The organism is Sulfitobacter sp. HNIBRBA3233 (genome assembly GCF_040149665.1).
GTDB classification, from domain to species: domain Bacteria; phylum Pseudomonadota; class Alphaproteobacteria; order Rhodobacterales; family Rhodobacteraceae; genus Sulfitobacter; species Sulfitobacter marinivivus.
The window spans coordinates 206629-232674 of sequence record NZ_JBEFLP010000001.1; the positions used below are offsets into that span (position 1 = coordinate 206629).

Annotated in this window: 23 protein-coding genes and 1 riboswitch; of the genes, 17 read left to right on the plus strand and 6 right to left on the minus strand. The window is 64.9% G+C overall.

Annotated features, from left to right (window positions below):
- Positions 1-4: 4 nt before the first annotated feature.
- Complete coding sequence (locus tag ABMC89_RS01045; protein ID WP_349564295.1) at positions 5-700, minus strand: glutathione S-transferase N-terminal domain-containing protein; 696 nt, start codon at positions 698-700, stop codon at positions 5-7.
- Positions 684-1571, minus strand: coding sequence for an alpha/beta hydrolase (locus ABMC89_RS01050; RefSeq protein WP_349564297.1), 888 nt, complete (start codon positions 1569-1571; stop codon positions 684-686). The genes ABMC89_RS01045 and ABMC89_RS01050 overlap by 17 nt, the downstream gene beginning before the upstream one ends.
- A 118-nt stretch (positions 1572-1689) precedes the next feature.
- Positions 1690-1766: riboswitch (SAM riboswitch) on the plus strand.
- A 68-nt stretch (positions 1767-1834) separates the two neighbouring features.
- Here ABMC89_RS01050 and metZ point away from each other — a divergent pair.
- The 5 genes from metZ (at position 1835) to ABMC89_RS01075 (ending at position 7865) form a co-directional block, all read left to right on the plus strand.
- A complete protein-coding gene (metZ, locus tag ABMC89_RS01055) occupies positions 1835-3019 on the plus strand; it encodes an O-succinylhomoserine sulfhydrylase (RefSeq protein ID WP_349564299.1) in 1185 nt (394 codons plus the stop codon).
- A 101-nt stretch (positions 3020-3120) separates the two neighbouring features.
- Complete coding sequence (gene folE2, locus ABMC89_RS01060; RefSeq protein ID WP_349564301.1) at positions 3121-4215, plus strand: GTP cyclohydrolase FolE2; 1095 nt, start codon at positions 3121-3123, stop codon at positions 4213-4215.
- Positions 4216-4502: 287 nt separating this feature from the next.
- The gene (locus tag ABMC89_RS01065; RefSeq protein ID WP_349564303.1) at positions 4503-4703 is read left to right on the plus strand and encodes a hypothetical protein; all 201 of its coding nucleotides are present in this window, start codon (positions 4503-4505) and stop codon (positions 4701-4703) included.
- A 130-nt stretch (positions 4704-4833) separates the two neighbouring features.
- On the plus strand, positions 4834-6279 hold the full coding sequence (locus ABMC89_RS01070; RefSeq protein WP_349564305.1) for a TrkH family potassium uptake protein: 1446 nt from the start codon (positions 4834-4836) through the stop codon (positions 6277-6279).
- Positions 6279-7865 carry a thiamine pyrophosphate-binding protein gene (locus ABMC89_RS01075; protein ID WP_349564307.1) on the plus strand — a complete coding sequence of 529 codons (1587 nt, stop codon included), beginning with the start codon at positions 6279-6281 and terminating at the stop codon, positions 7863-7865. Before ABMC89_RS01070 ends, ABMC89_RS01075 begins: the two co-directional genes overlap by 1 nt.
- 43 nt (positions 7866-7908) lie before the next feature.
- Here ABMC89_RS01075 and ABMC89_RS01080 read toward each other — a convergent pair whose 3' ends face one another.
- Positions 7909-9702 (minus strand): serine protease, encoded by a 1794-nt coding sequence (locus ABMC89_RS01080; RefSeq protein ID WP_439655629.1) that lies wholly within the window; start codon positions 9700-9702, stop codon positions 7909-7911.
- Between the two features lie 200 nt (positions 9703-9902).
- On the opposite strand from ABMC89_RS01080, the gene ABMC89_RS01085 reads away from it, so the two are divergent.
- The 9 genes from ABMC89_RS01085 to glmM all read left to right on the plus strand — a co-directional run bounded on the left by ABMC89_RS01085 (position 9903) and on the right by glmM (position 21368).
- Positions 9903-10832 (plus strand): glycine--tRNA ligase subunit alpha, encoded by a 930-nt coding sequence (locus tag ABMC89_RS01085; protein WP_349564311.1) that lies wholly within the window; start codon positions 9903-9905, stop codon positions 10830-10832.
- 22 nt (positions 10833-10854) lie between these two features.
- Entirely contained in the window at positions 10855-11385 is a 531-nt protein-coding gene (locus tag ABMC89_RS01090) for a DUF6446 family protein (RefSeq protein ID WP_349564313.1), read from the plus strand.
- Between the two features lie 61 nt (positions 11386-11446).
- Positions 11447-12274: a DUF1206 domain-containing protein gene (locus tag ABMC89_RS01095; RefSeq protein WP_349564315.1), complete on the plus strand. Its 828-nt coding sequence runs from the start codon at positions 11447-11449 to the stop codon at positions 12272-12274.
- Positions 12275-12352: 78 nt separating this feature from the next.
- Positions 12353-14581, plus strand: coding sequence for a glycine--tRNA ligase subunit beta (gene glyS, locus ABMC89_RS01100; protein ID WP_349564317.1), 2229 nt, complete (start codon positions 12353-12355; stop codon positions 14579-14581).
- Positions 14582-14675: 94 nt separating this feature from the next.
- The gene (locus ABMC89_RS01105) at positions 14676-17225 is read left to right on the plus strand and encodes a putative PEP-binding protein (RefSeq protein ID WP_349564319.1); all 2550 of its coding nucleotides are present in this window, start codon (positions 14676-14678) and stop codon (positions 17223-17225) included.
- A 115-nt stretch (positions 17226-17340) separates the two neighbouring features.
- Complete coding sequence (locus tag ABMC89_RS01110) at positions 17341-17991, plus strand: cell wall hydrolase (RefSeq protein WP_349564321.1); 651 nt, start codon at positions 17341-17343, stop codon at positions 17989-17991.
- 93 nt (positions 17992-18084) lie between these two features.
- Positions 18085-19008: a dihydroneopterin aldolase gene (locus ABMC89_RS01115; RefSeq protein WP_349564323.1), complete on the plus strand. Its 924-nt coding sequence runs from the start codon at positions 18085-18087 to the stop codon at positions 19006-19008.
- Between the two features lies 1 nt (position 19009).
- Positions 19010-20026, plus strand: coding sequence for a dihydropteroate synthase (gene folP, locus ABMC89_RS01120; RefSeq protein ID WP_349564325.1), 1017 nt, complete (start codon positions 19010-19012; stop codon positions 20024-20026).
- Complete coding sequence (gene glmM, locus ABMC89_RS01125; RefSeq protein ID WP_349564327.1) at positions 20019-21368, plus strand: phosphoglucosamine mutase; 1350 nt, start codon at positions 20019-20021, stop codon at positions 21366-21368. Before folP ends, glmM begins: the two co-directional genes overlap by 8 nt.
- A gap of 81 nt (positions 21369-21449) precedes the next feature.
- Here the strand turns inward: glmM and ABMC89_RS01130 are convergent, their stop codons facing one another.
- Positions 21450-22367 (minus strand): DMT family transporter, encoded by a 918-nt coding sequence (locus ABMC89_RS01130; RefSeq protein ID WP_349564329.1) that lies wholly within the window; start codon positions 22365-22367, stop codon positions 21450-21452.
- 130 nt (positions 22368-22497) lie between these two features.
- Here ABMC89_RS01130 and ABMC89_RS01135 point away from each other — a divergent pair, with 130 nt between their 5' ends.
- Positions 22498-22668: a hypothetical protein gene (locus ABMC89_RS01135; protein WP_349564331.1), complete on the plus strand. Its 171-nt coding sequence runs from the start codon at positions 22498-22500 to the stop codon at positions 22666-22668.
- A gap of 111 nt (positions 22669-22779) precedes the next feature.
- On the opposite strand, the gene ilvC is transcribed toward ABMC89_RS01135, so the two are convergent.
- Positions 22780-23802: a ketol-acid reductoisomerase gene (gene ilvC / locus ABMC89_RS01140; RefSeq protein ID WP_349564333.1), complete on the minus strand. Its 1023-nt coding sequence runs from the start codon at positions 23800-23802 to the stop codon at positions 22780-22782.
- A gap of 136 nt (positions 23803-23938) precedes the next feature.
- Between ilvC and ABMC89_RS01145 the strand changes: the two genes are divergently transcribed.
- Together ABMC89_RS01145 and ABMC89_RS01150 are read left to right on the plus strand one after the other, a co-directional pair.
- A complete protein-coding gene (locus ABMC89_RS01145) occupies positions 23939-24394 on the plus strand; it encodes an Lrp/AsnC family transcriptional regulator (protein WP_349564335.1) in 456 nt (151 codons plus the stop codon).
- A complete protein-coding gene (locus ABMC89_RS01150) occupies positions 24391-24846 on the plus strand; it encodes an Lrp/AsnC family transcriptional regulator (protein WP_349564337.1) in 456 nt (151 codons plus the stop codon). The genes ABMC89_RS01145 and ABMC89_RS01150 overlap by 4 nt, the downstream gene beginning before the upstream one ends.
- A gap of 6 nt (positions 24847-24852) precedes the next feature.
- On the opposite strand, the gene ABMC89_RS01155 is transcribed toward ABMC89_RS01150, so the two are convergent.
- The gene (locus ABMC89_RS01155; protein WP_349564339.1) at positions 24853-25941 is read right to left on the minus strand and encodes a Hint domain-containing protein; all 1089 of its coding nucleotides are present in this window, start codon (positions 25939-25941) and stop codon (positions 24853-24855) included.
- Positions 25942-26046 lie beyond the last annotated feature (105 nt).

Sequence of the window (26046 nt, forward strand, 5' to 3'; positions counted from 1 at the left end):
GATCTCAGCGTTTGAACAGCTTGTCCTGCGCGTCTTTCTTGAAATCGCCGCGCTTCTCGGCGTAGAGCGCGCGGCCCGCCTGAACGCCCGGGCGCGCGCCCATCGTGTCGAGCCAGCGCGCCATATGCGGCTTGTCGTCGAGCGTCTGCTGCTGGCCTTCCCAGAGCGATGCCCAGCCCCAGATCGCGAAATCCGCGATGGATACGAAATCGCCCGCCACGAATTCGTTGTGTTCGAGTTGCCGGTTCAGGACACCGTAAAGCCGCGCAACCTCGGTCCTGTAGCGGTCCTTGGCGTAGGGCAGGTCCTGCGGGGGATCCATCAGCGGCGCGTATTTCAGAAAGTGATGCGCCTGACCGGCCATCGGACCAAGCCCGCCCATCTGCCACATCAGCCATTGGTCCACGGCGATGCGCTCCCGCTCGGTGGCGCCGCAGAACTGGCCGGTCTTGCGCGCGAGGTACTGCAGGATCGCCCCGCTTTCGAAGATCGAGAGCGGCGCGCCGTCGGGCCCGTCCGGATCGACGATGGCGGGCATCCGGTTGTTCGGAGAGATTTCCAGAAACTGTGGCTGGAACTGGTCGCCCGCGCCGATATCGATCAGATGCGTCTGGTAGGGCAGCGCCATCTCTTCGAGACAGACAGAGATTTTCCAGCCGTTCGGCGTGGGCCAGTAGTAGAGATCAAGTGACGTGCTCATGGGGATGGGCCTCTTGCCGGGATGCGCCTCGCATGATGCCACTTTGGCGGGCAATGGCAAGGCCCACGCGCCGCAGCGCCGCGCGCGCCGGGGCCGGTGCGGGCAACGCGTCAAGGGGTAGCCGTCCGTCCAGAAGGGCTGCATTCAGGGCCATGACACCGGGGCGGGCGTAGCTCGACCAGTGGCTGACCAGCCGGTCGCGCGGCGCGATGTCGAACCCCGCGCGCGCCAGATCCGCACGGGTGCGGTCGCTGTCGATCAGAACCGTCGCGATGGCCCGGTCGCGCGACAGCGCCCCCGCACCGGGCACCAGCCGCTCGAAGAGCAGATCGAAAACCGCGTTTTCACGGCTGGTGACGTGAACCGTCCGTGCGACCCGCCCCGCAGGGGTGGCGAGCGCATGGGCGGCCACGCACCGGTGGGCCGCGGCGCTCAGCAGGACCAGCCGCCCGACATCGCCCGCGCCCAGATAGGGCAGGGCCGACAGCGCAAGGGTGGTGCCCAGCGAATGCGCCACGATATCCACCGGCGGGCCGGCGCGCCGCAGCGTGGCAATGACCTTGGACAGCACTGCCGCCTTCGTGGTGGCCCGGTCGTAGGCGGCGACGAGCGTGCCGCGGGCGTGCCAGCCGAAGGCAACAACCAGCGTGTCCGCCTCTGCCGCGCCGAAGGCGGCGGGCCAGCGGTCGCGGGCGAAAAGCTTGGCCTGAGGGCAATGGCGCGCCACGAAGGGAGAGTATTTGTAGCCATGTACCATCACCACGATACGCGCGGCGCGGGCCCCCGCGCGGTGCAATGCGGCCCACGGATCGTCGCCCGTGCCGTGCAGGCACAGACCCGCAGGGCCTGCGTTGATCCTCAAGATCGGCATTGCCGGCCCTTTCAGAGGTAAGCGTTTGAATGAAGCTGGGCCGCCAGCATCCGCAACAACGGTGAAGATACCGTTACGTACCCGCACGCCACTTGACCGTTCGCGGCGGATGGCTTAACCGATCCCTTGTGGCGATTTGTTACCGGATTGCGGGCCACTTTAAATATTCCGCTAAAAGGTCAGGATGAAAGCCCCCTTTCGCTTGACCGCGTCTGGGGTTTTTTTGTGCCGGACCGATCGCGGCACACGGAAGGAATGTGACAATGAGTAATGACTGGAAACCCGCCACCAAGGCCGTGCATTCGGGCACACGCCGCAGCCAGTACGGAGAAGTCTCCGAGGCGATTTTTCTGACACAGGGGTTTGTCTACGAAACCGCCGAGCATGCCGAGGCGCGGTTCATCTCGTCGGGCGACGACGAATTCATCTACGCCAGATACGGCAACCCCACCGTGGCTATGTTCGAAGAACGCATCGCGGCGCTGGAAGGGGCCGAGGACGCCTTTGCCACCGCGTCGGGCATGGCTGCGGTCTCCGGTGCGCTGACCTCCATGCTGAAAACCGGCGATCACGTGGTCTCGGCGCGCGCGCTTTTCGGATCGTGTCTCTACGTGCTCGAAGAGATCCTGACACGCTACGGTGTCGAAGTGACATTCGTCGACGGCGCGAACCTCGACGAATGGGAAGCGGCGATCCGGCCCGATACGCGGGCGGTCTTTTTTGAATCCATGTCCAACCCGACCCTGCAACTGGTCGATATCGAGGCGGTCAGCGCCCTCGCGCACCGCAACGGTGCGACGGTCGTGGTCGACAACGTCTTTTCGACCCCCGTTTATTCCAAGGCGATCGCGCAGGGGGCGGACGTCGTGATCTATTCGGCGACCAAACATATCGACGGGCAGGGCCGTGCGCTGGGCGGTGTCATCCTCGGCACGCGCGAGTTCATCCGCAAGACGGTCGAGCCCTACATGAAACACACCGGCGGTTCGATGTCGCCGTTCACCGCGTGGATCATGCTCAAGGGGATCGAGACGATGGGCCTGCGGGTGCGCGCGCAGACGGCCAGTGCGGCACAGATCGCGCAAACCCTCGAAGGGCATCCGGCGCTGTCCAAGGTGATCTACCCCGGTCTTGAGAGCCACCCCCACCACGAGGTCGTGATGCGGCAGATTGGCGCGGGCGGCACGATGCTGGCGCTGGAACTTGCCGGTGGCAAGGACGCCGCCTTCCGGTTCCTCAACGCGCTGAAGGTGGGGTTGATCTCGAACAATCTGGGTGATGCGAAATCGATCCTGACCCACCCTGCAACGACAACGCACCAGCGTCTTTCCGAAGAACAGCGTGCCGAACTGGGTATTTCGCCCGGTCTGGTCCGTGTCAGTATCGGCCTTGAAGACACCGCAGACCTGATCGCAGACTTCCATCAGGCGCTCGATGCCGCAAAATAGGTGATCCGTGCCGGTACTTGCCACGTATGATATACAAACTTTTGGCAAAATGCCGGCACACACTACATATGGTTGGTGCTCGAATGAGGGGGACCTAGCCCATGAACATCGCAACACCGATCAAGCAGACACCGGATCGCGAGGCCGCAGCCGAAGCGTTGGAAACGCTCCGCGCCTGGGCCGCCAACGCGGATGAGACCGAAGTCGCCACGCTGGACCCTGCCATCGCGCAGATGCTCGGCGGGTCGGAGGCCTATCCGCTGTTCCAGCGCGACTACCCGTCGGATTTCGAGATCGAGCCCGACTACAAGGACACGCTGCCGGACCTCCAGAACGGCCCGTCGAGCCTGATCAAGGGGGCCAACCAGCAGATCCAGCACGTCGGGATCTCGAATTTCCGGCTGCCGATCCGCTTCCAGACCCGCGACAATGGCGATTTGACGCTGGAAACATCCGTGACAGGGACTGTCAGCCTTGAGGCGGACAAGAAGGGAATCAACATGTCGCGCATCATGCGCAGCTTCTACAAGCACGCGGAAAGCACCTTCAGCTTTTCGGTGATCGAAGCGGCGCTGGACGACTACATCAGCGATCTGGAAAGCTTCGATGCGCGCATCCAGATGCGATTCTCTTTCCCGATGAAGCTCACGAGCCTGCGGTCGGGCCTCGAAGGATACCAGTATTACGACGTGGCACTGGAGCTTGTCGAACAGGGCGGGGTGCGCCAGAAGATCATCCACCTCGATTACGTCTATTCCAGCACCTGCCCGTGTTCACTGGAACTCAGCGAGCACGCCCGCGCCACGCGCAACCAGCTGGCGACACCGCATTCGCAGCGCTCTGTCGCGCGGGTTTCCGTGTTGCTGGAACAGGATGGCGATTGCCTGTGGTTCGAGGACCTGATCGACGCCTGCCGCCGCGCCGTTCCGACCGAGACACAGGTGATGGTAAAACGTGAGGACGAACAGGCCTTTGCCGAACTGAACGCCGCGAACCCGATCTTTGTCGAAGATGCGGCGCGCCTGTTCTGCGCAGAACTGCTGGCGGATGCGCGGATTTCGGATTTCCGCGTGGTGGCAAGCCATCAGGAAAGCCTGCACAGCCACGATGCGGTCAGCGTTCTGACCGAAGGACCGACTTTCGCGCAGGCGAGCCTTGATCCCAAGCTGTTCAACACGCTCTTCCACGTCGGCTGAGCCGTCCATAATACGTCTGTGATACCGCCCGCGCCCTGAACCGGCGCGGGCTTTTCGTTTGGGGGAAAGGTTCCCGAAAAAACGCAACGTCAGCTTGCGTGGTACGAACAGCGGCTATGCAAAAATGGTGGTACTGCTGCACCGCAGCATTGCCTATCTACTGGGCATGGGAATGAACCCTGCAAGATAGAATTCGAGGCATAGCAATGACCTACCAACCTAATGCAACCGACGCCTTCGCCGTGCGTATCCCCGGCCGCGGACAAAGCATTTCTCCCGCGCCCTTCATGAGCGCACGTCGCGCACTGGCGCAACTGGGCAGCTTCCTGTCGCGGGTCAACCTCGCGCTGATGGAATCCTCTTCGGGTGCCGCGCGGGTTCGCCGCATCGAGGCGCTGAATGCGAAAACAGACGAAGAACTGGCCGTGATGGGCCTGAAACGCGATGAAATCGTCTATCATGTCTTCAAGGACTTGTACTACGTCTGATCGGTCCCCGGACCACAGTCGCTGACAAAGGCCCGCCCCCCTGCCAAACGGTAGCCGGGCGGGCTTTTTCATGTCCGGCGACCGACGCGACGCGCTTGACACCACCTGCCGCGCACGCCAACCCTGCGCCATGGATCTGCGCCCCGTTGGATATGTGATTGGCCTGCTTGTGGCCGTGCTGGGTGCAGCGATGATCGTGCCTCTGCTGGTCGATCTTGCCGAAGGGCGCGGCCAATGGCCGGTCTTCTTCCAAAGTGCTGTCATCACCTTCCTCGGCGGGGTGGCCATTGCGCTGGCCTGCGCCAGTGGTGTGCGCGAGGGGCTGAGCATCCAGCAGACCTTCCTGTTGACCACATCCGTCTGGGTGGCGCTGCCGGTATTTGGCGCGATCCCCTTCATTCTGGGCGAAACCGATGCCCGCGTGGTCGATGCGGTATTCGAGGCGATGTCGGGGCTGACCACGACCGGCTCCACCGTCTTTTCGGGGCTCGACGATCTGCCCAAGGGGCTGCTGATCTGGCGCGCGATCCTGCAATGGCTGGGCGGCATCGGCATCATCGTCGTCGCCATGGTCTTCCTGCCCGAACTGCGGGTCGGCGGGATGCAGATTTTCAAATCCGAAGCCTTTGACACCTTTGGTAAAATCCTGCCCCGCGCGGGGCAGATCGCCACCCAGATTTCCGGTCTCTATGTCGCGTTCACGCTGATCTGCGCGATGGTCTATCTCTATTTCGGGATGAATTTGTTCGATGCGACCGCCCACGCGATGACGACGATCTCGACGGGCGGCTTCGCGAATTACGACGCATCCTTCGGGGTCTTCTCGGGCCCTCTTGAATATGTCGCCGCGATTTTCATGATCCTCGCCGCCATGCCCTTCGTGCGCTACGTGCAGCTGATCAACGGCAACACCCACGCGCTGCACCGTGATCCGCAGGTTCGTGCCTTTGTCGCGACCATCGCCGTTCTGGTGCTGGTGCTGATCCTGCTGCTGGAGGGCGACGTCCACTTCGGCGCGGAACAGGCGATCCGCGAGGCGCTGTTCAACGTCACCTCGATCATCTCCGGGACCGGCTATGCCTCGGTTGATTACATGCAGTGGGGCAGCTTTGCCGTGGCGCTGTTCTTTTTCATCGGGCTGATCGGCGGCTGCGCGGGATCGACCGCCTGTTCGATCAAGATCTTCCGCTACCAGCTTCTGTTTGCCTCCGTGCGCGCGCAGTTGCAGCGGATCCGGTCGCCGCACGGGGTTTTCACGCCGCGTTACGACGGGCGGCCCGTGGCACAGGATGTGCTGTCGTCGGTGATGTCGTTTTTCATGATCTTCGTGGTCACGCTGGGCGTGGTTTCGGTGGCCCTGTCGATGACGGGGCTTGATTTCATCACGTCTGTTTCTGGGGCAGGGGCCGCGCTGGCCAATATCGGCCCCGGTCTGGGCGATATCATCGGGCCCGCGGGCAACTTTGCCCCGCTGAACGATGCGGCCAAGTGGATCCTCACAATCGCGATGCTCCTGGGGCGGCTCGAACTGATGGCCGTCTACGTGATCTTTACCGTCAACTTCTGGAGGGCCTGATGCCTGATACACAGATGCGGCCCCTCGGCGCGCAGATTTCGCACATGCTCAAGGATCGTGGCGTCGATACGATTTTCGGCATTCCCGGCGTGCACAATCAGGAAATGTACCGCGGGATCGAGGAGGCGGGGATCACCCATGTGCTTGCGCGTCACGAACAGGGCGCGGGGTTCATGGCCGACGGCTATGCGCGGGCCACGGGAAAGCCCGGGGTGGCCTATGTGATCACGGGGCCCGGGCTGTGCAACATCATGACGCCGATGGGGCAGGCCTATTCCGACAGCGTGCCGATGCTGGTGCTGTCCTCGTGTCTGGATGAAACAGCCGCGCGGCGCGGCCAGTTGCACCAGATGAAAGACCAGCGCGCGGCGGCGGATACCGTCTGCGACTGGTCCGAGGAAGCGCGCACCGCAGGAGCGGCCTATGGGCTGATCGACCGCGCATTGACGGAATTCGCGACAGGGCGGGCGCGCCCCAAGCACATTCAGGTGCCGATTGCGGTGCTCGAAGAACCCGCACCCGCAGCGCCGAAGGCCGTGGCGCAGGGGGCAAAGCCGGCAGAGGCTCTGCCGGACGGGGTGCTGGCGCGTCTGGCGTCCGCGCGGCGACCGTTGCTGGTGCTTGGCGGTGGCGCTCGCGGTGCGACCGACGCGCTGCGCGCGCTGATGGCGCGCTGCGCCGTACCGGCATTCACGACCTACGCCGGGCGCGGCATCGTCGCGGCGGACGATCCGATGCTGCTGGGCAGCGCGCTTGCCCGGCCCGAAAGCGCCGAGGTCTTCGCGCGGTCGGATCTGGTCATTGCCGTGGGCACGGAACTGGCCGAGGTCGATCTGTGGCGCGCCCATCCCGGCCACCTTGGAGAGATGATCCGGGTCGACATCGACACCGAAAGCCTGACCGACGGTGCCGGCAACACCCACGCCATCGAAATGACGGCCGAGAACTTTCTGGCCGCGCTCGCCTCTTCCGAGGACCTGCCTGCGCGCTTCGACTGGACCGCCGGGGAGATCGCCAAGGCGCGCGCCGGGTTCCGCGCGGGCGTCGAGGCCGAGTATCAGCAGATTCCGGCGATCTGCGACGCGCTGAAGGCCTGCCTGCCGGAAGACACAATGATCTATTCCGACATGACCCAGTTCGCCTATGCGGCAACGGAAATCTGGGACATGGACCGTCCCGGCCACTGGCACCATCCCTACGGGTTCGGAACGCTGGGATACGCGACACCTGCCGCCATCGGCGGTGCCGTGGCGCGGCGCGGCAAGCCCACGATGGCGATCATCGGCGACTACGGCTTCCATTATACGATGGCCGAACTCGGCGTGGCGGTAGAGCTGGGGCTGAGCCTGCCGATCTTCCTGTGGGACAACGCCAAGCTGGGCGCAATCGAGGCCAGCATGGTCGGCGCGCAGATCGCGCCCAACGCGGTGGTCGCGCGCAATCCTGATTTCTGCCGTCTGGCCGAAGCGTTCGGTGCGCGGGCTGTGGCCCCGCAAACGATCGAAGAGATGCAGACCGCCGTGCGCGACGCGTTCAGCGCGGACGGGCCGACGCTGATCCACGTCACCCCGGCTGTTCTGGGCTGACGCGGACGGCTGGGCGGGCCGGGAGGTCCGAACCGGCGCGGGGTTATTCCCAGCAGCTGACCAGCACGGTCATGTCGCTGGCGCGTTCTGCGATCTGGAACGGCGTCAGGGGCGACCCGGCCGCCGGTTGCGCCAGCGTGACACCGGCATCGGCGCTTGCCGCGGCAATGGTGGCCGCGTCCAGCGCAAAACTGACGTCGGCGGGCAGTTGCGTGCCGTCCTGCGGAGCGGGCGCCAGCATCCCGATGACCTCTCCGTTACCGTCCAGAACAGGGCCCCCCGCATCACCGGCGCGCGATGTCAGCGCCAGACGCTTGATGTTGGTCTCTCCTCCCAGACCGCGTACATCGGCGAGGGTGCCGAAGGTGGTGGAGGGCGCGCTCAGAACTCCCTCGAAGGAGTATCCGGCCAGCGCGACCTCGCTTTGCAGGCGCGGGGTGCCGGCCGACAGCGTGCCGACCGCAAGCGGGGCCAGTGCCGCACGGGGACGCAACAGGGCCACCCCGCGTCCGGTATCGTCGGCGATCACCTCGGCCTCAGTGTCCTGATCCAGCGTGATGCGGCCACAGTTCTGGACTGCCTGCGAGGTGGTGGCGACCGCCCCATCGGCGTTCACGAAGAACCCCGACCGCGAGCGGATCGGCTTGCGGATCTGCAGTCCGGCGACCAGATCGATGGATTGCTCGTCCGTGGCACCGGCGCTGGCGCTCAGCACACCGGGCAGGCGGGTAAAGCTTGCGCGCATTTCCGCCAGAACGCGGCGGCGGCGTTCCTCGTCTCCGGCGGGCCATATCAGGGTAAAGCCCTTGATCTCGCCGCCTTCCAGCGCGACCTCGGTATAGCTGATCGTGCGGGCGTTTTCGCCGACCAGCGTGAAGCTGCTGTTGCGGCGCTCGCGCGGGCCCTGCAGGGGCACGATCTCAAGCGTCTGCATGATTTCGTAGAGACCGAACAGCGTGTCCTGATCGCCCCGCTGGCTGATCAGCAGCACCTTGGCGCCGATATCGCCGGTGGGCTCGTAATGGGCAAAGGGCGGCTCGTAGCGGTCGAAATCGACTGCCGCCCGGGGCATGATGACCTCGATCCCCGCCTGCGCGTCGCGCACCGGTCCCAGATCGAGCCCGTCGAGCACGGCATTGTACTGCCGCTTGAGCGTTGCCCGCTGTAGAGTGGTCAGCACGCCGGTGGGCTCGTAATTGTTTGCTTCCTGCCACTGGGCCATGGAGGCGCGGGTGCCGCGCCCGAAGGCCCCGTCGATGGCCGCGTCGTAATAGCCGGCCCATTGCAGCATGATCTGAAGCTCCCGGCGCTCCTCGGCGCTCAGCGCCCGTTCGGAGCGGCGTGCCTCGGCGGGTGTCTCGTCTGCGGGCTCGGGCGCAGGCGCGGTTACCTGCGCGGTGGGTGCTGCGTCCGTATCTGTTGTGTCGGGGGCGGTTGCCGTGGGTGCCGCGCCGGGCACCTGCACGGCCGGATCGCCCAGAACATTCGCGCCGACCGGCCAGAACTGCTGGTTCAGGCGGTTCGTCAACTGGATGAAGCTGTCGCGCGGGATCAACCCGTCGCGCCGGTACTGTTGCAGGACCAGTTCGGCATCCGCCCGGCGGTAGGGGCCGATCACGATGGCGTACCAGCCGCCGCCAACCGAAAAGCCGTTCACGTCCTCGATGATCCCGGCATAGGCGCGGGCGCGGTCGGTGGCCTGGTTGAGCGATGGCTGCGCCTCCACCTGCACCCAGACCACATCGTCGGCAAAGCCCGATTGCGCCGCGGCCTGCGGAACAGCCCCCGAAAAACCGAAAAACAGGGCGAACATAAACGTAAAAAACAGGCGCATCATGGTGGTATTGGCTCATCCGAAATTGATTTGCGGCAGATAAGCAGGATTTGCCGCCGATTCCCATAACGCAAGCGCCACTATCACAGACATTTCAGGACCGTGGCCCGGACGCTGCTGCGACATCTTCGGAGGGTCGATTGACCGCACCCGCGCCGCGCCATAGTAAGAGCGCGACCACAGCAGGCCGAGAGGGCAAGGACATGGCAGACAAACCCCGTTCGTTTCAGGAGATTATTCTGCGGCTCCAGAGCTATTGGGCCTCCAAGGGCTGTGCTGTCCTGCAGCCCTACGACATGGAGGTCGGCGCGGGCACCTTCCACCCCGCCACGACCCTGCGCAGTCTCGGCACGCAGCCCTGGGCCGCGGCCTATGTCCAGCCGTCACGCCGCCCGACCGACGGGCGCTACGGCGAGAACCCCAACCGGCTGCAGCATTACTACCAGTACCAGGTGCTGATCAAACCCAGCCCGCCGGATCTGCAGGATCTCTATCTGGGCAGCCTCTCGGCGATCGGGATCGACATGGATCTGCACGACATCCGCTTCGTCGAAGACGACTGGGAAAGCCCGACACTGGGCGCATGGGGGCTGGGCTGGGAGGTCTGGTGCGACGGCATGGAAGTCAGCCAGTTCACCTATTTCCAGCAGGTTGGCGGCCACGACTGCCACCCCGTCTCGGGCGAGCTGACCTACGGTCTGGAGCGTCTGGCGATGTATGTTCTGGGTGTCGATCATGTGATGGACATGCCGTTCAACGACCCGTCGGCACCCATCCCGCTGAGCTATGGCGATGTGTTCAAGCAGACCGAGGAAGAATACGCGCGCTGGAACTTCGACGTGGCCGACACCGAGGTGCTGCTGCGGCACTTCGAGGAGGCGGAAGCCGAATGCCGCAGCATCATCGACGCACCCGATGTTGACCCCAAGACCGGCAAGCGGATCGTCATGGCTCATCCCGCCTACGATCAGGCGATCAAGGCGAGCCATATCTTCAACCTGCTGGATGCGCGCGGCGTGATTTCCGTGACCGAACGGCAGGCATACATCGGCCGTGTACGCACCCTGACCAAGATGTGCGCCGACGCCTTCGTCGAAACCCGTGCGGGCGGCTGGAGCGAAGATGCGGCCTGACGCATCCTCGGAGATTTAGAATATGACCGGCAAGATACTGGCACTCGCAATCATGATTTCGGCACTCGTCGCGGGCGCGGCACTCTATTACCTGCAGGTCTACGGCTACTACGAGGAGGTTTCCGCCTCCGAGGCCGAGATCACCCTTGTCGCGCTCGGGGGCACCGACCCCGAAGAGATCCCCTTCGACAGTTTCGAGGCGATCGACGCCGACAGTTCGCCCATCCGCTACCGCGCCTGTTTCACCACGCCGCTGAGCCTTGCGATGCTGACCGAAACCTACGAGATGGTGGAAAACGTGAGCCCCCGCAACGCGCCGGGCTGGTTCGAGTGTTTCAACGCAGAGGCGATTGGACAGGCGCTCGACGCGGGCACCGCGCTGACCTTTCTGGGCGCCAAGAACGTGCATTACGGTGTAGACCGGATCGTGGCGATCACCGAGGACGGGCGCGGCTTTGTCTGGCACGAGCTCAACGACTGCGGCGAGAAAGCCTATGACGGCACCGTCGTGGGCGAGGAATGCCCGCCCGCCCCCGCGCGCGCGACACAATAACGCGGGCCGGCGGAACCAATCGCGGCTGTCATGCGCTCTTCCTCCAACAGGAGGACGACCAATGGCCGGGAAAACGCACGAAGGACTGAAATGGGTGATGCGCGCGGGCTACGGCGCGCGGGGGCTCATCTATGTGATCGTCGGCGTTCTTGCCCTGCTCGCGGCGGTGACCGCACAGCAGGCCTCGGGCACCAAGGACGCGCTGGCGCAACTGCGCGGCGAACCGATGGGCCTGACCGCGCTCTGGGTCATCGGATTGGGTCTTTTCGCTTACATGGTGTGGCGCGTGGTCGCCGGCATCGCCGATGTCGAGGACCATGGCACCGACGCCAAGGGGCTTGTCGCGCGGGCGGGGCAGATCACCACGGGCCTGCTGCATGGCGCTATCGGTCTTTCGGTGATCGGCCTCGCGATGGGCGACAGCGGGTCGGGCGACGGCGCCTCCGACTGGACCGCGCGGCTCATGGCGATGCCGATGGGCCGCTATCTGGTGGGCGCGGGCGCGTTGATCCTTGCCGGTGCGGGCGTTTACTATGCGTACAAGGGCCTGAGCGGCAAATACAAGGAGCACCTTGCCGGATCCGCGCTGACCCTGCGGCTCGACCCCGTGCTGACGGCCGGGCTGGTGATCTACGGCGCGTTGCTGGCGCTGGTCGCCGTGTCGATCGGTTACGCGGCCCTGACGGCCAATCCCGAACAGGCAGGCGGGCTCGGCAAGGCGCTGCAAGAGCTGCGCAGCATGCGCTTCGGTCGCTATCTGCTCGGTGGTGCTGCACTGGGGCTGATGGCCTTCGCGCTCTTCAACTTCGTGCAGGCCGCCTACCGCGTTGTTCCGCGGATCAGTGGCCCCGATGTGCAAACCCTCAAGGCGAAGCTTGAGGCAAGCTAGGGCTGGACCCTAGGCACCGCCCCCGCTATCCAAAGCGCGAACCAAGGGGCCGCGCTGCGGCAGTGAAAGGGTGTTGTCGTGCCAGACCTTCTGATCGAGCTTTTCTCCGAAGAAATACCAGCGCGGATGCAGACCCGCGCGGGCGAAGATCTCAGGAAACTTGTCACCGACGGTCTGGTCGAGGCGGGGCTGACCTATGCCTCTGCCGCGGCGTTTACCACGCCGCGCCGCCTGTGCCTGACGATTGACGGGCTGCTGGACGAAAGCCCGCGCACCGTCGAAGAGCGCAAGGGCCCGAAGGCCGACGCGCCCGAAAAGGCGATCGAGGGATTTCTGCGCGGGGCAGGCGTCAGCCGGGACGCGCTGGAAGAGCGCGATACGCCCAAGGGCAAGATCCTCTTTGCGCGCATCGTCCGCGAAGGCCGTCCCGCCGCCGACATCGTGGCCGAGGTGCTGGAGCAGACGGTCCGCAATTTCCCGTGGCCCAAGTCCATGCGCTGGGGCAGTGGCAGCCTGCGCTGGGTGCGGCCGCTGCATTCGATCCTGTGTCTTCTGACCAAGGAGGACGGCGCCGAGATCGTGCCGCTGGAGATCGACGGCATCAAGGCGGGGTCGGTGACATACGGCCACCGCTTCCACGCCCCCGACGCCATCACGGTGAGCGGATTTGACGATTACGCGGCCAAGCTGAAGCGCGCCTTCGTGATGCTCGACCCCGCCGAGCGGCGCGAGGCGATCTGGAACGACGCCACCAACACCGCTTTTGCCAATGGCCTCGAAGTGGTCGAGGACGCGGGCCTTCTGCACGAGGTCGCGGGGCTGGTCGAATGGCCCGTGGTGCTGATGGGCCGCATTGGCGACGATTTTCTGGACCTGCCGCCGGAGGTGCTGCAAACCTCGATGAAAGAGCACCAGAAGTTCTTTTCGGTGCGCAATCCCAAGACCGGCCGGATCGAGCGTTTCGTCACGGTCGCCAACCGCGAAACGGCGGATGACGGTGCCACGATCCTTGCGGGCAACGAAAAAGTGCTGAGCGCGCGTCTGGCGGACGCGAAATTCTTCTGGGAGAACGATCTGCGCATTGCCACCTCCGACGCCGGAATGGCTGCATGGGTCGAGAACCTGCGCAACGTGACTTTCCACAACAAGCTGGGAACCCAGGCCGAGCTGATCGAGCGCATGGCCACGCTTGCCGCCGAGCTGGCCCCCGCAGTCGGTGCCGAGCCACAGGCGGCCGAACAGGCCGCGCGACTTGCCAAAGCCGATCTGTCCTCCGAGATGGTCTATGAATTTCCCGAGTTGCAGGGCCTGATGGGACGCTACTACGCGCGCGCGGCCGGCCACAGCGAGGAGGTCGCGGCAGCGGCCGAGGAGCATTACGCCCCCCTCGGACCCTCCGACGCCGTGCCGACGGCACCCGTTTCCATCGCCGTCGCCCTGGCCGAGAAGATCGACAAGCTCACCGGCTTCTGGGCCATCGACGAAAAGCCTACGGGATCGAAAGACCCCTATGCGCTGCGCCGCGCGGCGTTGGGGATCATCCGTATTCTGGTCGAAAACGATCTGCATGTGGCGCTTGATCATCTGCATTCGGTCCAGCTGGTGCGCAACAAGGGGCAGGCGCGGGCCGATCTGCACGAAAGCGACGTGCGCGAACTGGTCATCGAAATCGCGCGGCACGGTGTTTTCGGTGCCGCGATCGAGGCGTTCCGCCACCGCAACGACCACAAGCTGCCCTCGGAAACCGTCGAGGAGTTGCGCAGGGCCGTGCCCGAGAAATCCGGCAATCTGCTGGGCTTCTTGCACGACCGTCTCAAGGTGTACCTGCGCGATCAGGGCGTCCGCCATGACGTGATCGACGCCTGCATCGCGATGGAGGGCAGCGACGATCTCACACTTCTCGTGAAACGCGCCCGCGCGCTCAGCGATACGCTCAAGACCGACGATGGCGAGAACATGTTGCAGGCCTTCAAGCGCGCCAACAACATCCTGTCGCAGGCGGAAGAGGCCGATGGTGTCGAATATTCCTTCGGAGCGGATGTGAAATTTGCCGAGAACGACGCCGAGCGGGCCCTTTTCGCGGCACTCGACGCCGCCGAGGCACGGATCGCGCCCGCCATGGCAGAACAGGATTTCCAGACCGCGATGGCCGCGATGGCCGATCTGCGCGGGCCGCTCGATGCGTTCTTTGACGCGGTGCAGGTGAACGCCGACAACGCGACAGTGCGGCGCAATCGTCTGAACCTGCTCAGCCGGATCAGGCAGCTGTGTCTGGGCGTGGCGGATCTGCGCCGGATCGAGGGCTGAGCGTCCACCGCGATTGACGATCATCAGTGTAACGTAATCCTTGCGCGGGCCTGCATAGCGCTTATGCTGCCCGCGTAGACGCAAGGATGCCGCAGTGCAGAATAACCCCAACACCACGCTGATTACCCCGACCGCACCGGTGGCCACGGCCACCCACGGGGGACGGGCGAAGTGTCTGCAACGTCTTGTCCGTCTGGACCTGCCCGTGCCGCGCACGGTGGCGCTGTCCTTCGATACCGTCCACCAGATCGCGTTGGGGCAGTTGCCGGACGTGGGCTCCGTTGTCGACCAGTTCGACAACGACGCGCTGCTGTGCGTCAGACCGTCCAGTCAGGACCCCGACTGGGGCGGCCCCGGCGCGGTTCTGAACATCGGCATGAACGACGCGCGGTTCGAGACGTTCTGCGCCACCATGGGCGAAGCCGCGGCTGCCGCCATCTACACCCGGTTCATCCAGTCCTACGCAACCAATGTCGCGCGTCTGGATCCCGACATGTTCGACGATGTCAGCGACGAGGGCCGTGTCGGGCTGGAACAGACCCTGCGCGCCTACGAGGAAGAAACCGAAGAGCCGTTTCCACAGTCGCGCCGCGTGCAGCTTGCCGCCGTGTTGCGGTCCATGGCGCGCGCCTGGGAGGGCACCTCGGCGCGGCTGTTGCGTCAGGCCAAGGGCGCGCCGGCGGATGCGGGTCTGGGTCTGGTGGTGCAGCAGATGATTTTCGGGCTGGGCGCGGGCCAGTGCGGATCGGGGGTTCTGCAACTTGTCGACAGCGCCACCGGCGCGCCGCAGGTCACCGGCCGCTATCTGGGCCAGAGCCAGGGGCGCGACGCGCTCGACGCGCGCGAGGCGCTCTATCTGGTGCGCGACCCGCGCGGACCGTCCTTCGAGGAGGAACAGCCGGAGGCCTTCGAGACCTTGAAGACCCACGCCAAGCTGATGCGCGCGCGACTGCGCGAGGAAATGCAGGTGGAATTCGCCATCGATGACGGCGTTCTGCACATCCTCGACGGGGTCCGCGTCAGCCGGTCGTCGCGGGCGGCAGTGCGGATCGCCGTGACGCTGGCCGAAGACAAGATCATCAGCCGCGAAGAGGCGCTGATGCGCGTGCAGCCTCGGCTTCTGACCGAATTGCTGCACCGCCAGATCGACGCCTCGGTCAAACGCGACGTCATCGGCAAGGGCATCGCTGCCAGCCCCGGTGCGGCCACCGGCAAGCTGGTGTTCAATGCCGCCGAAGCGCAATCGAGCGCGGCGCGCGGCGAGCCGTGCATTCTGGTGCGGCGCGAGACTTCTTCGGAGGATGTGCGCGGCATGCACGCGGCCCATGCGGTGCTGACCGAACGCGGCGGCATCACCAGCCACGCGGCGGTGATCGGCCGTGGCATCGGGCTGCCCTGCGTTGTGGGGGCGTCGAACCTCGGGTTCGATCTGGTCGAAAAGACGCTGACCGCGAAGGACGGGCGCGTGTTCCGCGCGGGCGACGAGATCACGGTCGACGGATCGACCGGGCAGGTTCTGGCGGGGGCGGCGCAGATGCAGGAAGCCGCGCTCGACACCTATTTCCGCACCCTGATGGAATGGGCCGAGGACAGCGCGGACATCGGTGTGCGGGCCAACGCCGACACACCGGCGGATGCGCAAACGGCGCGCAATTTCGACGCCCACGGCATCGGCCTGTGCCGGACCGAGCATATGTTCTTCGATCCCGGCCGCCTGACGGTGATGCGCGAGATGATCTTTGCCGATACGTCCGACGGGCGCCGCGCGGTTCTGGAACGTCTGCTGCCCATGCAGCGCGAGGATTTCACCCAGCTTTTCCGCATCATGCAGGGCCAGCCGGTCTGTATCCGCCTGTTCGACCCGCCCTTGCACGAATTCCTGCCCATGGACCGCAGCGGCCAGCGCGAACTGGCCGAGGCGCTGGGGCTGCCCCGCTCGACCGTGACCCGCCGCATCGAGGCGATGCGCGAATACAACCCCATGCTGGGCCTGCGCGGCGTGCGTCTGGGGATCACGGTGCCCGAAATCTACGAAATGCAGGCGCGCGCGATATTCGAGGCGATCATCGAGGCAGGCCGCGATGGGGATCCGGTGGTCCCCGAGATCATGATCCCGCTGGTCTCGGCCCGCCGCGAAGTCGAGCTGGTCAAGACCGCCGTTGACGCCGTCGCCGCGGCGGTGCGGCAGGAAAGCAAGCTCGATTTCGACTATCGCCTTGGCGTGATGGTCGAAACCCCGCGCGCGGCCCTGCGCGCGAGCGAATTCGCGCATCTGTGCTCTTTCCTCAGTTTCGGCACCAACGACCTGACCCAGATGACCTATGGTCTGTCGCGCGACGACGCAGGCCGTTTCATGTCCGATTACGTGCAACTGGGCGTCTTCGACGAGGATCCGTTTCATACCCTCGACTACGACGGGGTCGGCGAATTGCTGACACTCGGGGCCATGCGGGGCAGGGCCACCAAGCCCGACATCACCCTGTCGGTCTGCGGAGAGCACGGCGGCAACCCCGAATCGATAGCATTTTGCAGGGCGGCGGGCTTTGATTACGTATCCTGCTCGCCGTTTCGCGTACCGGTTGCACGGCTCGCCGCAGCGCAACTGGCCATTTCGGACAAGATCGAGGGGGCAGCGGCGGAATAGCCGCAACATACGGTCCCGTTCGGCGAGTGATCGCCTATAGAGCGCCCCGAAACTTGCCCGTTGGAACCAATTTGGCTAGGCGAACCCCAGTTTGAATGATCATCTGGGGAAAGACATGCTGTCTGGATACAAATCCGTCGCTGCGATTGCGCTGTCGGCGGTCCTTGTGACGAGCGGGCTGCCAACCGCTGTCACCGCCAATCCCGATGCGGAGAATCTGCTGCGCATCGAAAAAGTCAATCTGAACGGGATCGCGCCCGAACGCCTCGGCGATCTGGTGTCCGGACAGGCGGGCCAGCAAGCCACGAATGTGGTTTTCAGCCGCGAGTGGCTGTCGCAACAGCCCAAGCCCACCGGCAATTCGGAATTCGAATGCCTCGCCGAGGCGCTCTATTTCGAGGCGCGCGGAGAGACTGTCAAAGGTCAGTTCGCCGTGGCGGAAGTGATCCGCAACCGCGTTGAATCGCCCCGCTTTCCGGGAACCTACTGCGATGTGATCAATCAGGGGACGGGCCGCAAGTACCAGTGCCAGTTCACCTATACCTGCGACGGTGTGCCTGAAGTCATCGCCGAGCCGCGCGCCTATACCCGCGTGGCCAAGGTTGCGCGGGCCGTGATCGATGGTGTGATCCCCGATATTACCGATGGCGCGACCTTCTATCACACGACCGCCGTGCGGCCCAGCTGGGCGCGGAAGTTCACCCAGACGGCCCGTGTCGGCGTGCATCTGTTCTACCGCCGCAACGTACAAACCGCGAGCAACTGACGCTTTCGGACCCGGGCATGGCGCATTGCGGCCCTTGGTGGTACGCGGGGCGCGCTAGAAGGGCCGCGTTGGCCCAACCCCGCGAGGAATACCATGTCGTCCGAAACCCGCCTTGCCTTTGCGCACCCCTCGGAGCGGGCCGCCGCGACCGCTCCTGATGGCCCGCTCGACCGGATCTCGGTGCGCGACCACATCGTCGAGGTCGAGATCGGTGCCTTTCAGGCGGAACGCGGTGTCACCCAGCGGGTGTGTTTCAACATCGTGGTCGAAGTCGCCCCCGTGACGGCGCCGCTGGACGACGATGTGGACCGCATCCTGTCCTATGACCGCGTGACCGAGGCGATTGCAGCCGAACTTGCCGTGGAGCGGCTTGCGCTTCTTGAAACGCTGGCCGCCCGCGTGGCCGAGCGGATATTGCTGGAGCCGCAGGCGATGCGCGTTTTCGTGCGTATCGAGAAGCTGGACCGCGGCCCCGGTGCGCTGGGGGTCGAGATCGTGCGCGCCCGCGCCGATGCCCCACCCGCCGAAGCCGCCGCGGACACCACGCTGCGCCCCGAGCTTGTCTATCTCAGCAATGCCGCGATTGCCTCGCCGCATCTCAAGGGGTGGCTCGACCAGTTGCACGCGACGGGCAGCCCGCTGATCCTGTGCGTGGGCGCGGCCGATGTGCCCGCCCCGCAGGTGCCGCACCGGATGGCGCAGCGGCGGATCGACCTTCTGGCGATCGAGCAGAACGCCTGGGTGCTGGCCTCGCGGGATCCGCGTTGCGTGGTGGTGGCGACACGTACCGAACTCGACTGGGCGATGAAAAACGGGCAGACCTGCGTCTGGGCGCCTTCGAAGATCGTTCTCGACAGTGTTGAGGCACCTTCTGCGCAGCCGCGCGATGCGGTGGCGCTGGCCGCGTGGTTTGCGGCCGGGTTCGAGGCCCGCGAAATGCTGGTCATCGGCGCGGAGCTTCCCGCGGAAAGCTCGGTTCCGCTGCGCGCGATGGATACCGCGCAAGAGACGCTTTGACATGAACCGGCGTTATTTCAGACCGCTGACCGCCGTCGGCCCGACCCGTTCGCTGGACGCGCTGCCGCTGGCAGGCGGGTGGGCGTGGTTTCGCGATGTCGAAGAGATCGGTCGCGACGGCACCTCTGCGGTCATCCCCGCGCACGGCCTTCCCGAGGCCGCGCGCGAGGCGTTGGTGTCCGCGCGCTCGGGCGTGGCCGCCGGAGCGCGCCCGCGCATCATGGGCATCGTGAATTGCACGCCGGACAGCTTCTCGGACGGGGGGCAGCACGCGGTGGCGGCGGATGCGATTGCGGGCGGGCTGGCGATGGCCGCGGCGGGGGCCGATATTCTGGACATCGGCGGCGAATCGACCCGCCCCGGCGCGGTCACGGTTCCGGTGGCGGATGAAATCGCCCGCACGGCACCGGTGATCGAGGGACTGCGCGCGGCGGGCTTTGGCGGCACGATCTCTGTCGACACGCGCAAGGCTGCGGTGGCGCGCGCCGCCCTTGCGGCTGGCGCGGACATGATCAACGACGTGTCCGGCTTTACCTACGATCCCGACCTTGCGGCGGTGGCACAGGCCGCCCAGGTGCCCGTCTGCGTGATGCATGCGCAGGGCGATCCCGCCACCATGCAGAACGATCCGCATTACGACAACGTGCTTCTGGACGTTTATGACTACCTCGCCGACCGCATTGCGGCGCTGGAGGCAGCGGGGATCGCGCGGGCGCAAATCATTGCCGATCCCGGCATCGGCTTTGGCAAGACGCAGGCACACAACCTTGCGCTTCTGGGGCGCATCGGCCTGTTTCACGGGCTTGGCGTGCCGGTTTTGCTGGGCGCGTCGCGCAAGCGGTTCATCGGCACGATCGGCGGCGCGGCGGACCCCCCCGCACGGGCACCGGGATCCATCGCGGTGGCTCTTGCGGCGGTCGCGCAAGGGGTGCAGATCGTAAGGGTTCATGACGTGGCTGAAACGGCGCAGGCCATTGCTCTCTGGCGCGCCAGCGTGGCAGGATACACAGATGACTAAACTTTTCGGTACGGACGGCGTGCGCGGCACGGCCAATACCTCTCCCATGACGGCGGAAATGGCGCTGCGCATCGGCGCTGCCGTGGGCCGCTATTTCCGGCGCGAGGGCGAATCTTCGGTCCACAGGGTGGTGATCGGCAAGGACACGCGCCTGTCGGGATACATGTTCGAGAACGCGCTGACGGCGGGCCTGACCTCTACGGGGATGAACGTGCTGTTGCTGGGGCCTGTGCCGACACCGGCGGTGGGGCTGCTGACGCGGTCGATGCGGGCCGATCTGGGGGTGATGATCTCGGCCAGCCACAATCCCGCGCAGGACAACGGGATCAAGTTCTTCGGCCCCGACGGCTTCAAGCTGTCGGATCGGGTCGAGGCGGAGATCGAGGCGCTGGTGGCGTCCGGCGTCGAGCCGACATCGGCCGCCGAGATCGGGCGGGCCAAGCGGATCGACGACAGCCGCTTTCGGTATATCGAGCGGGTGAAGTCGAGTTTTCCGCGCCAGATGCGGCTGGACGGTCTGAAAGTGGTGATTGATTGCGCCAACGGGGCGGCGCACCACGTCGCACCGATGGCGCTGTGGGAACTGGGTGCCACCGTGATCCCAGTGGGCGTCAGCCCGAACGGCCATAACATCAACGACAACTGCGGATCGACACATCCGCAATCGGCAGCCGAGACTGTCGTGGCGCACGGGGCGGATGTTGGCATCTGTCTCGACGGGGATGCGGACCGGGTGATCCTGCTGGACGAAAACGGCAACATCGGCGACGGCGACCAGTTCATGGCGCTGATGGCCGCGCGCTGGAAGGCCGAGGGGCGTCTGCGCGGCGATGCGCTTGTGGCGACAGTGATGAGCAATCTGGGGCTGGAGCATTTCCTGCAAGCCCGTGGTGTGCGGCTGGAGCGCACCGGTGTCGGCGACCGCTACGTGGTCGAGCGGATGCGCGAGGGCGGCTATAACCTCGGCGGTGAGCAGTCGGGCCATATCGTGATGACCGATTACGCCACCACCGGCGACGGTCTGATGGCGGGACTGCAGTTTCTGGCCGAGATGATCCGGTCGGACAAACCCGCGTCGGCGCTGCTGCACCAGTTCGAGCCTGTGCCGCAACTGCTGGAAAACGTGCGGTTCTCGGCGGGTCAGACGCCGCTGGAAGATGCGGACGTCAAAGCCGCGATCGCACAGGCCGAGGCCGATCTGGCCGATAAGGGCCGTCTGCTGATCCGCAAATCCGGCACCGAACCGCTGGTACGGGTCATGGCCGAGCACGAGGACGCGGCCCTGATGTCGCGGTCAGTGCAAAGCGTTGTGGCCGCAGTCGAACAGGCGGTCACGGATTGATCCCGAGGTGCAGGGCCGAAGGCCCTGCACGACATGCTTCAGGCAGCACCCTGTCGCCCGCGCGTTTCCGAGGAAGAACGCTCAGCGTGTGAAGAGACCGAGCAGCGCGCGGATCTGGCTGATCGCCACCCCTGCGAGGATCAGCGCCATGGCCAGCAGCAGGGCAGAGGGCAGGGGCTCTCCGAGGATCAGCGCGCCGAGCAGGACCGACCACAGCGGCACCTGATAGTTGACCAGCGACATGAACACCGGCCCCGCGCCGCGCACCACCAGCACCCGCAGGAAATTTGCCCCCGCCGTCGGTACAAGGCCGAGAAAGACAAGCACGACAAGGATTTCCGTCGAGGGCAGCGGGGGCGGTCCTTCGACGATCAGCGCCAGCGGGATCGAATAGCAGGCGCCGACCAGCAACAGCACCGACGCAAGGCCGATAGGATGCGCGGCGGGCAGTCTGCGCAGCAGGATCGAGCCTACCGCATAGCATGAGGCTGCCCCGACACAGGCGATGCGGCCCAGCCCCTCGAAGGCCGCGCCGGTGCTGTCGAAGGCCTGTACACCGATCAGGATGACAACGCCGGCGAACCCCACGAGGAACCCCACCAGCTTGCGCAGGGTCATGCGCTCGCCCGGCAGCGTGAAATGGGCAAGCGGCAGCACGATCAGGGCAATCGCCGCCATGGACACGCCCGCGAAGCCCGATGTGACATATTGCTGCCCCCACGCCAGCAGCGCGAAGGGCAAGGCGGAGCTGAGCAGGCCGATGATGGCAAGCGTCACCAGCGAGCCGCGGTCGGGCCGTTCGGTGAAGAGCGGGTAGCCCATCGCGGTCCAGACAACCGCCATCAGGGCCGCGCCAAAACCCACGCGCGCGGCGGCGATCCAGAAGGGGGGCATTTCGGTCAGGGCGATTTCCGTGACCAGAAACGTCCCGCCCCATGTCAGGCCGAGAACGGCGACCATCAGCCAGCTTGCCGGGGTTATCGAGGGGGTATCGGTCATCGCGCCAATTAGCCTCAGGGCCGCGTGACCCACAAGGGGGTGCGACAATCTCGGAGGGAACATCGCGGGCGGCACGGGCGTTTCGACTGCAAGACTTTGAGAATTTTCAGAATCAGACAGGAGATGACCAATGGACTGGACAACTTTGACTGTAGCACTCGCCTTCGTCACCATGATCGGGGCGGTCGTTTTCGCCTATATCAGCAAGCAGAAGGTCGAGAACCGTATGAACGACTCTTCGGCCCGCAAGTCGACGCTGGCCGAGGACAAGGACAGCCACGCAAAACCCGCCGACGTCTGAGTGCACCGCGGATGGACCGAATGAAAAAGAGCCGCAGATACCTGCGGGCCTTTGGCGTAGGGGTAACGGGCCGCGCGATTGTCGCGCGGCCCGCACAGGGCAATAGCGCCCTTAGTTCTTGGTCTTGTCGACCATCTTGCCGGCGGAGATCCAGGGCATCATCTCGCGCAGCTTTTCACCGACCTTTTCGATCTGGTGCTCGTCGTTGATCCGGCGGGTCGCCTTGAATGACGGCTGGCCGACGGCGTTTTCCTGCATGAAGTCGCGCACGAACTTGCCGTTCTGGATATCTGTCAGGACCGCTTTCATCTTCGCCTTGGTCTCGTCGTAGGGCAGGATGCGCGGGCCCGAGACATACTCGCCATATTCGGCGGTGTTCGAGATCGAGTAGTTCATGTTCGCGATGCCGCCTTCGTAGATCAGATCCACGATCAGCTTCACCTCGTGCAGACATTCGAAATAGGCCATCTCGGGGGCATAGCCCGCCTCGACCAGTGTCTCGAAGCCCATGCGGATCAGTTCGACCAGACCGCCGCAGAGAACCGCCTGCTCACCGAAGAGGTCGGTTTCGCATTCCTCGCGGAAGTTGGTTTCGATGATGCCCGACCGGCCGCCACCGATGGCCGAGCAGTAGCTGAGGCCGATTTCCAGCGCCTTGCCCGAAGCGTCGTTGTCGACAGCCACGAGGCAGGGCACGCCGCCGCCCTTGGTGTATTCGCCGCGAACCGTGTGGCCGGGGCCCTTCGGTGCCATCATGATGACGTCGACGCCGGGCTTAGGCTCGATCAGGCCGAAATGCACGTTCAGGCCGTGGGCGAATGCGATGGCAGCGCCTTCGCGGATGTTGTCGTGCACGTATTTCTTGTAGGTTTCGGCCTGCAGCTCGTCGGGCATGGTGAACATGATGAGGTCGGCCCATGCGGCGGCTTCCGCGATTTCCATGACCTTCAGGCCCTCGCCCTCGGCCTTCGCCTTGGAGGACGACCCGTCGCGCAGGGCGACGACAAGGTTCTTGGCACCGCTGTCGCGCAGGTTCAGGGCGTGGGCGTGGCCCTGGCTGCCGTAGCCGAGAATGGCCACTTTCTTGTCCTTGATGAGGTTCACATCGCAGTCACGGTCGTAATAAACGCGCATGTCGGGCGCTCCTGTCTTTGGTTTGGGTTCCGGCGCACCATGGGGGAAAGACCCCGTAGAATAAAGCACTGCTCTTGAGTATTTCGGTCGAAAAGAGATAGATCTATTCGTGTAATTTCAGGCTCATGGAAAAATCATGCTCGATGATGATGACAGGCGCATTCTGCGCATCTGGCAGGCCGATCCGTCGCTGACCCAGACGGAGCTGGCCGACCGTGCCGGGCTGACCATCGGGCGCGTGGCGCGGCGCATCGCGCGCATGCAGGAGGAGGGCATTCTGCAAGGCGTCGGTGCCACGCTGGACTGGGCTGCGCTGGGCTATTCGGTCGAGGTGTCGTTGCGTATCACGCTCGACAAGACGCAGGCCAACGCCTTTGACGCCTTTCTCGCCGCCGCGCGGGACGTGCCCGAGGTGATCGAGATCCAGACCTTTCTGGGCCGCGTCGATGTGCGCCTGTCGATCATCGCGCGCGACATGGGGCACTACCAGCAGATCTATCGCAGCGCGATTCTGACGCTGCCGCATATCGCGGATATCGAGGCGCTGATGCATGTGGCGCGGATCAAGGATGCGGAGGGCCTGCCGCTGTGATTGCGCTGGATGATACCGACCGCAAGCTGTTGCGCGCACTGGCGCGCGATGCGGGGCAAAGTGCGGGGGCGCTGGGGCGGCGACTGGGTCTGAGCCAGCCCGCCACCTGGCGCCGGATCCGGCGGCTGGAGGAGGCGGGTGTGCTGAAAGGGCGCCGGCTGCGGCTCGATGCGGAAAAGCTGGGATTTGGCGTGACCGTTTTTCTGGGGGTCAAACTGGCCGCGAAAGGGCGTGCGAGCCTTGAGGATTTCGAGCGCGCGGTCAGCGCGATCCCCGAGGTGCAGACGGTGGAGCATGTGCTGGGGCTCTACGATTACCGCTTGCGAGTGGTGGCCCGTGACATCCCCGATTTCGAGCGCATCCTGCGCCGCCGGATCATGACGTTGCCGGGGGCAGGGCAGGTCGAAGCCAACGTCCTGCTGAGCGAGGAGCGCAGACCGGGGCCGCTGTGAGGTAGATCAGGCCACCTCCGTGAGCGCCGCCGCCTCCCTGCGCGACAGGGTATAGCGCGACAGGCTCAGCGTGGTTTCACGCCGCTGGAGATCGGGAAAAAGCTGCGTGATCTCTTTGCGCGCGGCTGGATCGACCGCGTTCAGGGCTTCCTTGCCGGGGAACAGGCTTTCCGCCGGACAGCCTTCGGCAAAGACGATCTGATGCGCATCGCACAGGAAATGGAAATATTCGACCGCAGCGCAGGGAACGATGCGGATCTTGTGGTCGTCGACCAGATGTTTCGCCGCCACCAGCACCTCGCGCTGGCCGAACAGCAACTCGGCCTTCGGCCCGGTCACCAGCATCCGGTGATTTTGCGACACGACCAGCGGGCGGATATTGCCAAGCGCACCCGCAGCGATGTGAACGGGCGCGTTGGCGCCTGTGCCGGCGATCTTGCGGCTGCCGATCCAGCGGATCTCCTGCGGGCCTGCGTCGAGGGTGTTCACCGCATCCCCGATCGCAAGGCTTTCGATATAGCGCGGTCCGCGCGGCGTTTCGATCAGCGTGCCCTTGGCAAAACAGATCGCGAGAAGTTCGTTGAGCTTGGAGTCGAAGACGCCATCGGCGACCTCTTCGGGAGAGATCACACCATCCCCGTCAAGGTCGATATCCTCGTTCGTGGGCACCCTGTAGGGGCCGTTGACGCCGTCGAGCGCGGAAAGGATATCGACGCCCGCCACCATGGCCAATTCGCCCAGCACCGGGGCGCCCGCGTCGTTGGAGGTCAACGTGCCCGCGTCGAACTGCAGATAACGGTCACCTTGGGTGTTGCGTCCGGAGCCGAGCCCGGCGCTGCCCGAATAGGTATATTGGGGCGTCTCGTAATAATAATCGGTCGCATTGGCGTAGACGGTGATGCCGGTGATGACGGAATCCTCGGAAAGCCCGCCGCTCGCCGTTGTATTGGTGGCTTCGATTACCACGATCGCGTTGCCGTCAAACACAGCTGTACCACCGTGGACAAACAGGTTGCCGCCCGCGCTGGCGTTCGTATTCGTCTGCGGATCGCCGATAATGCTGAAACCATTCAGCAAAATCGTGGTGTCTGGCATGTGCCTGCTGTCCTCGAACTGCTCGTGTGACGGACGCTTTTGCGTCTCGCTCTGGATTATTATTTACAATTTGATGCAAGATCGGCCTCGCGTCACCTGCCCGCG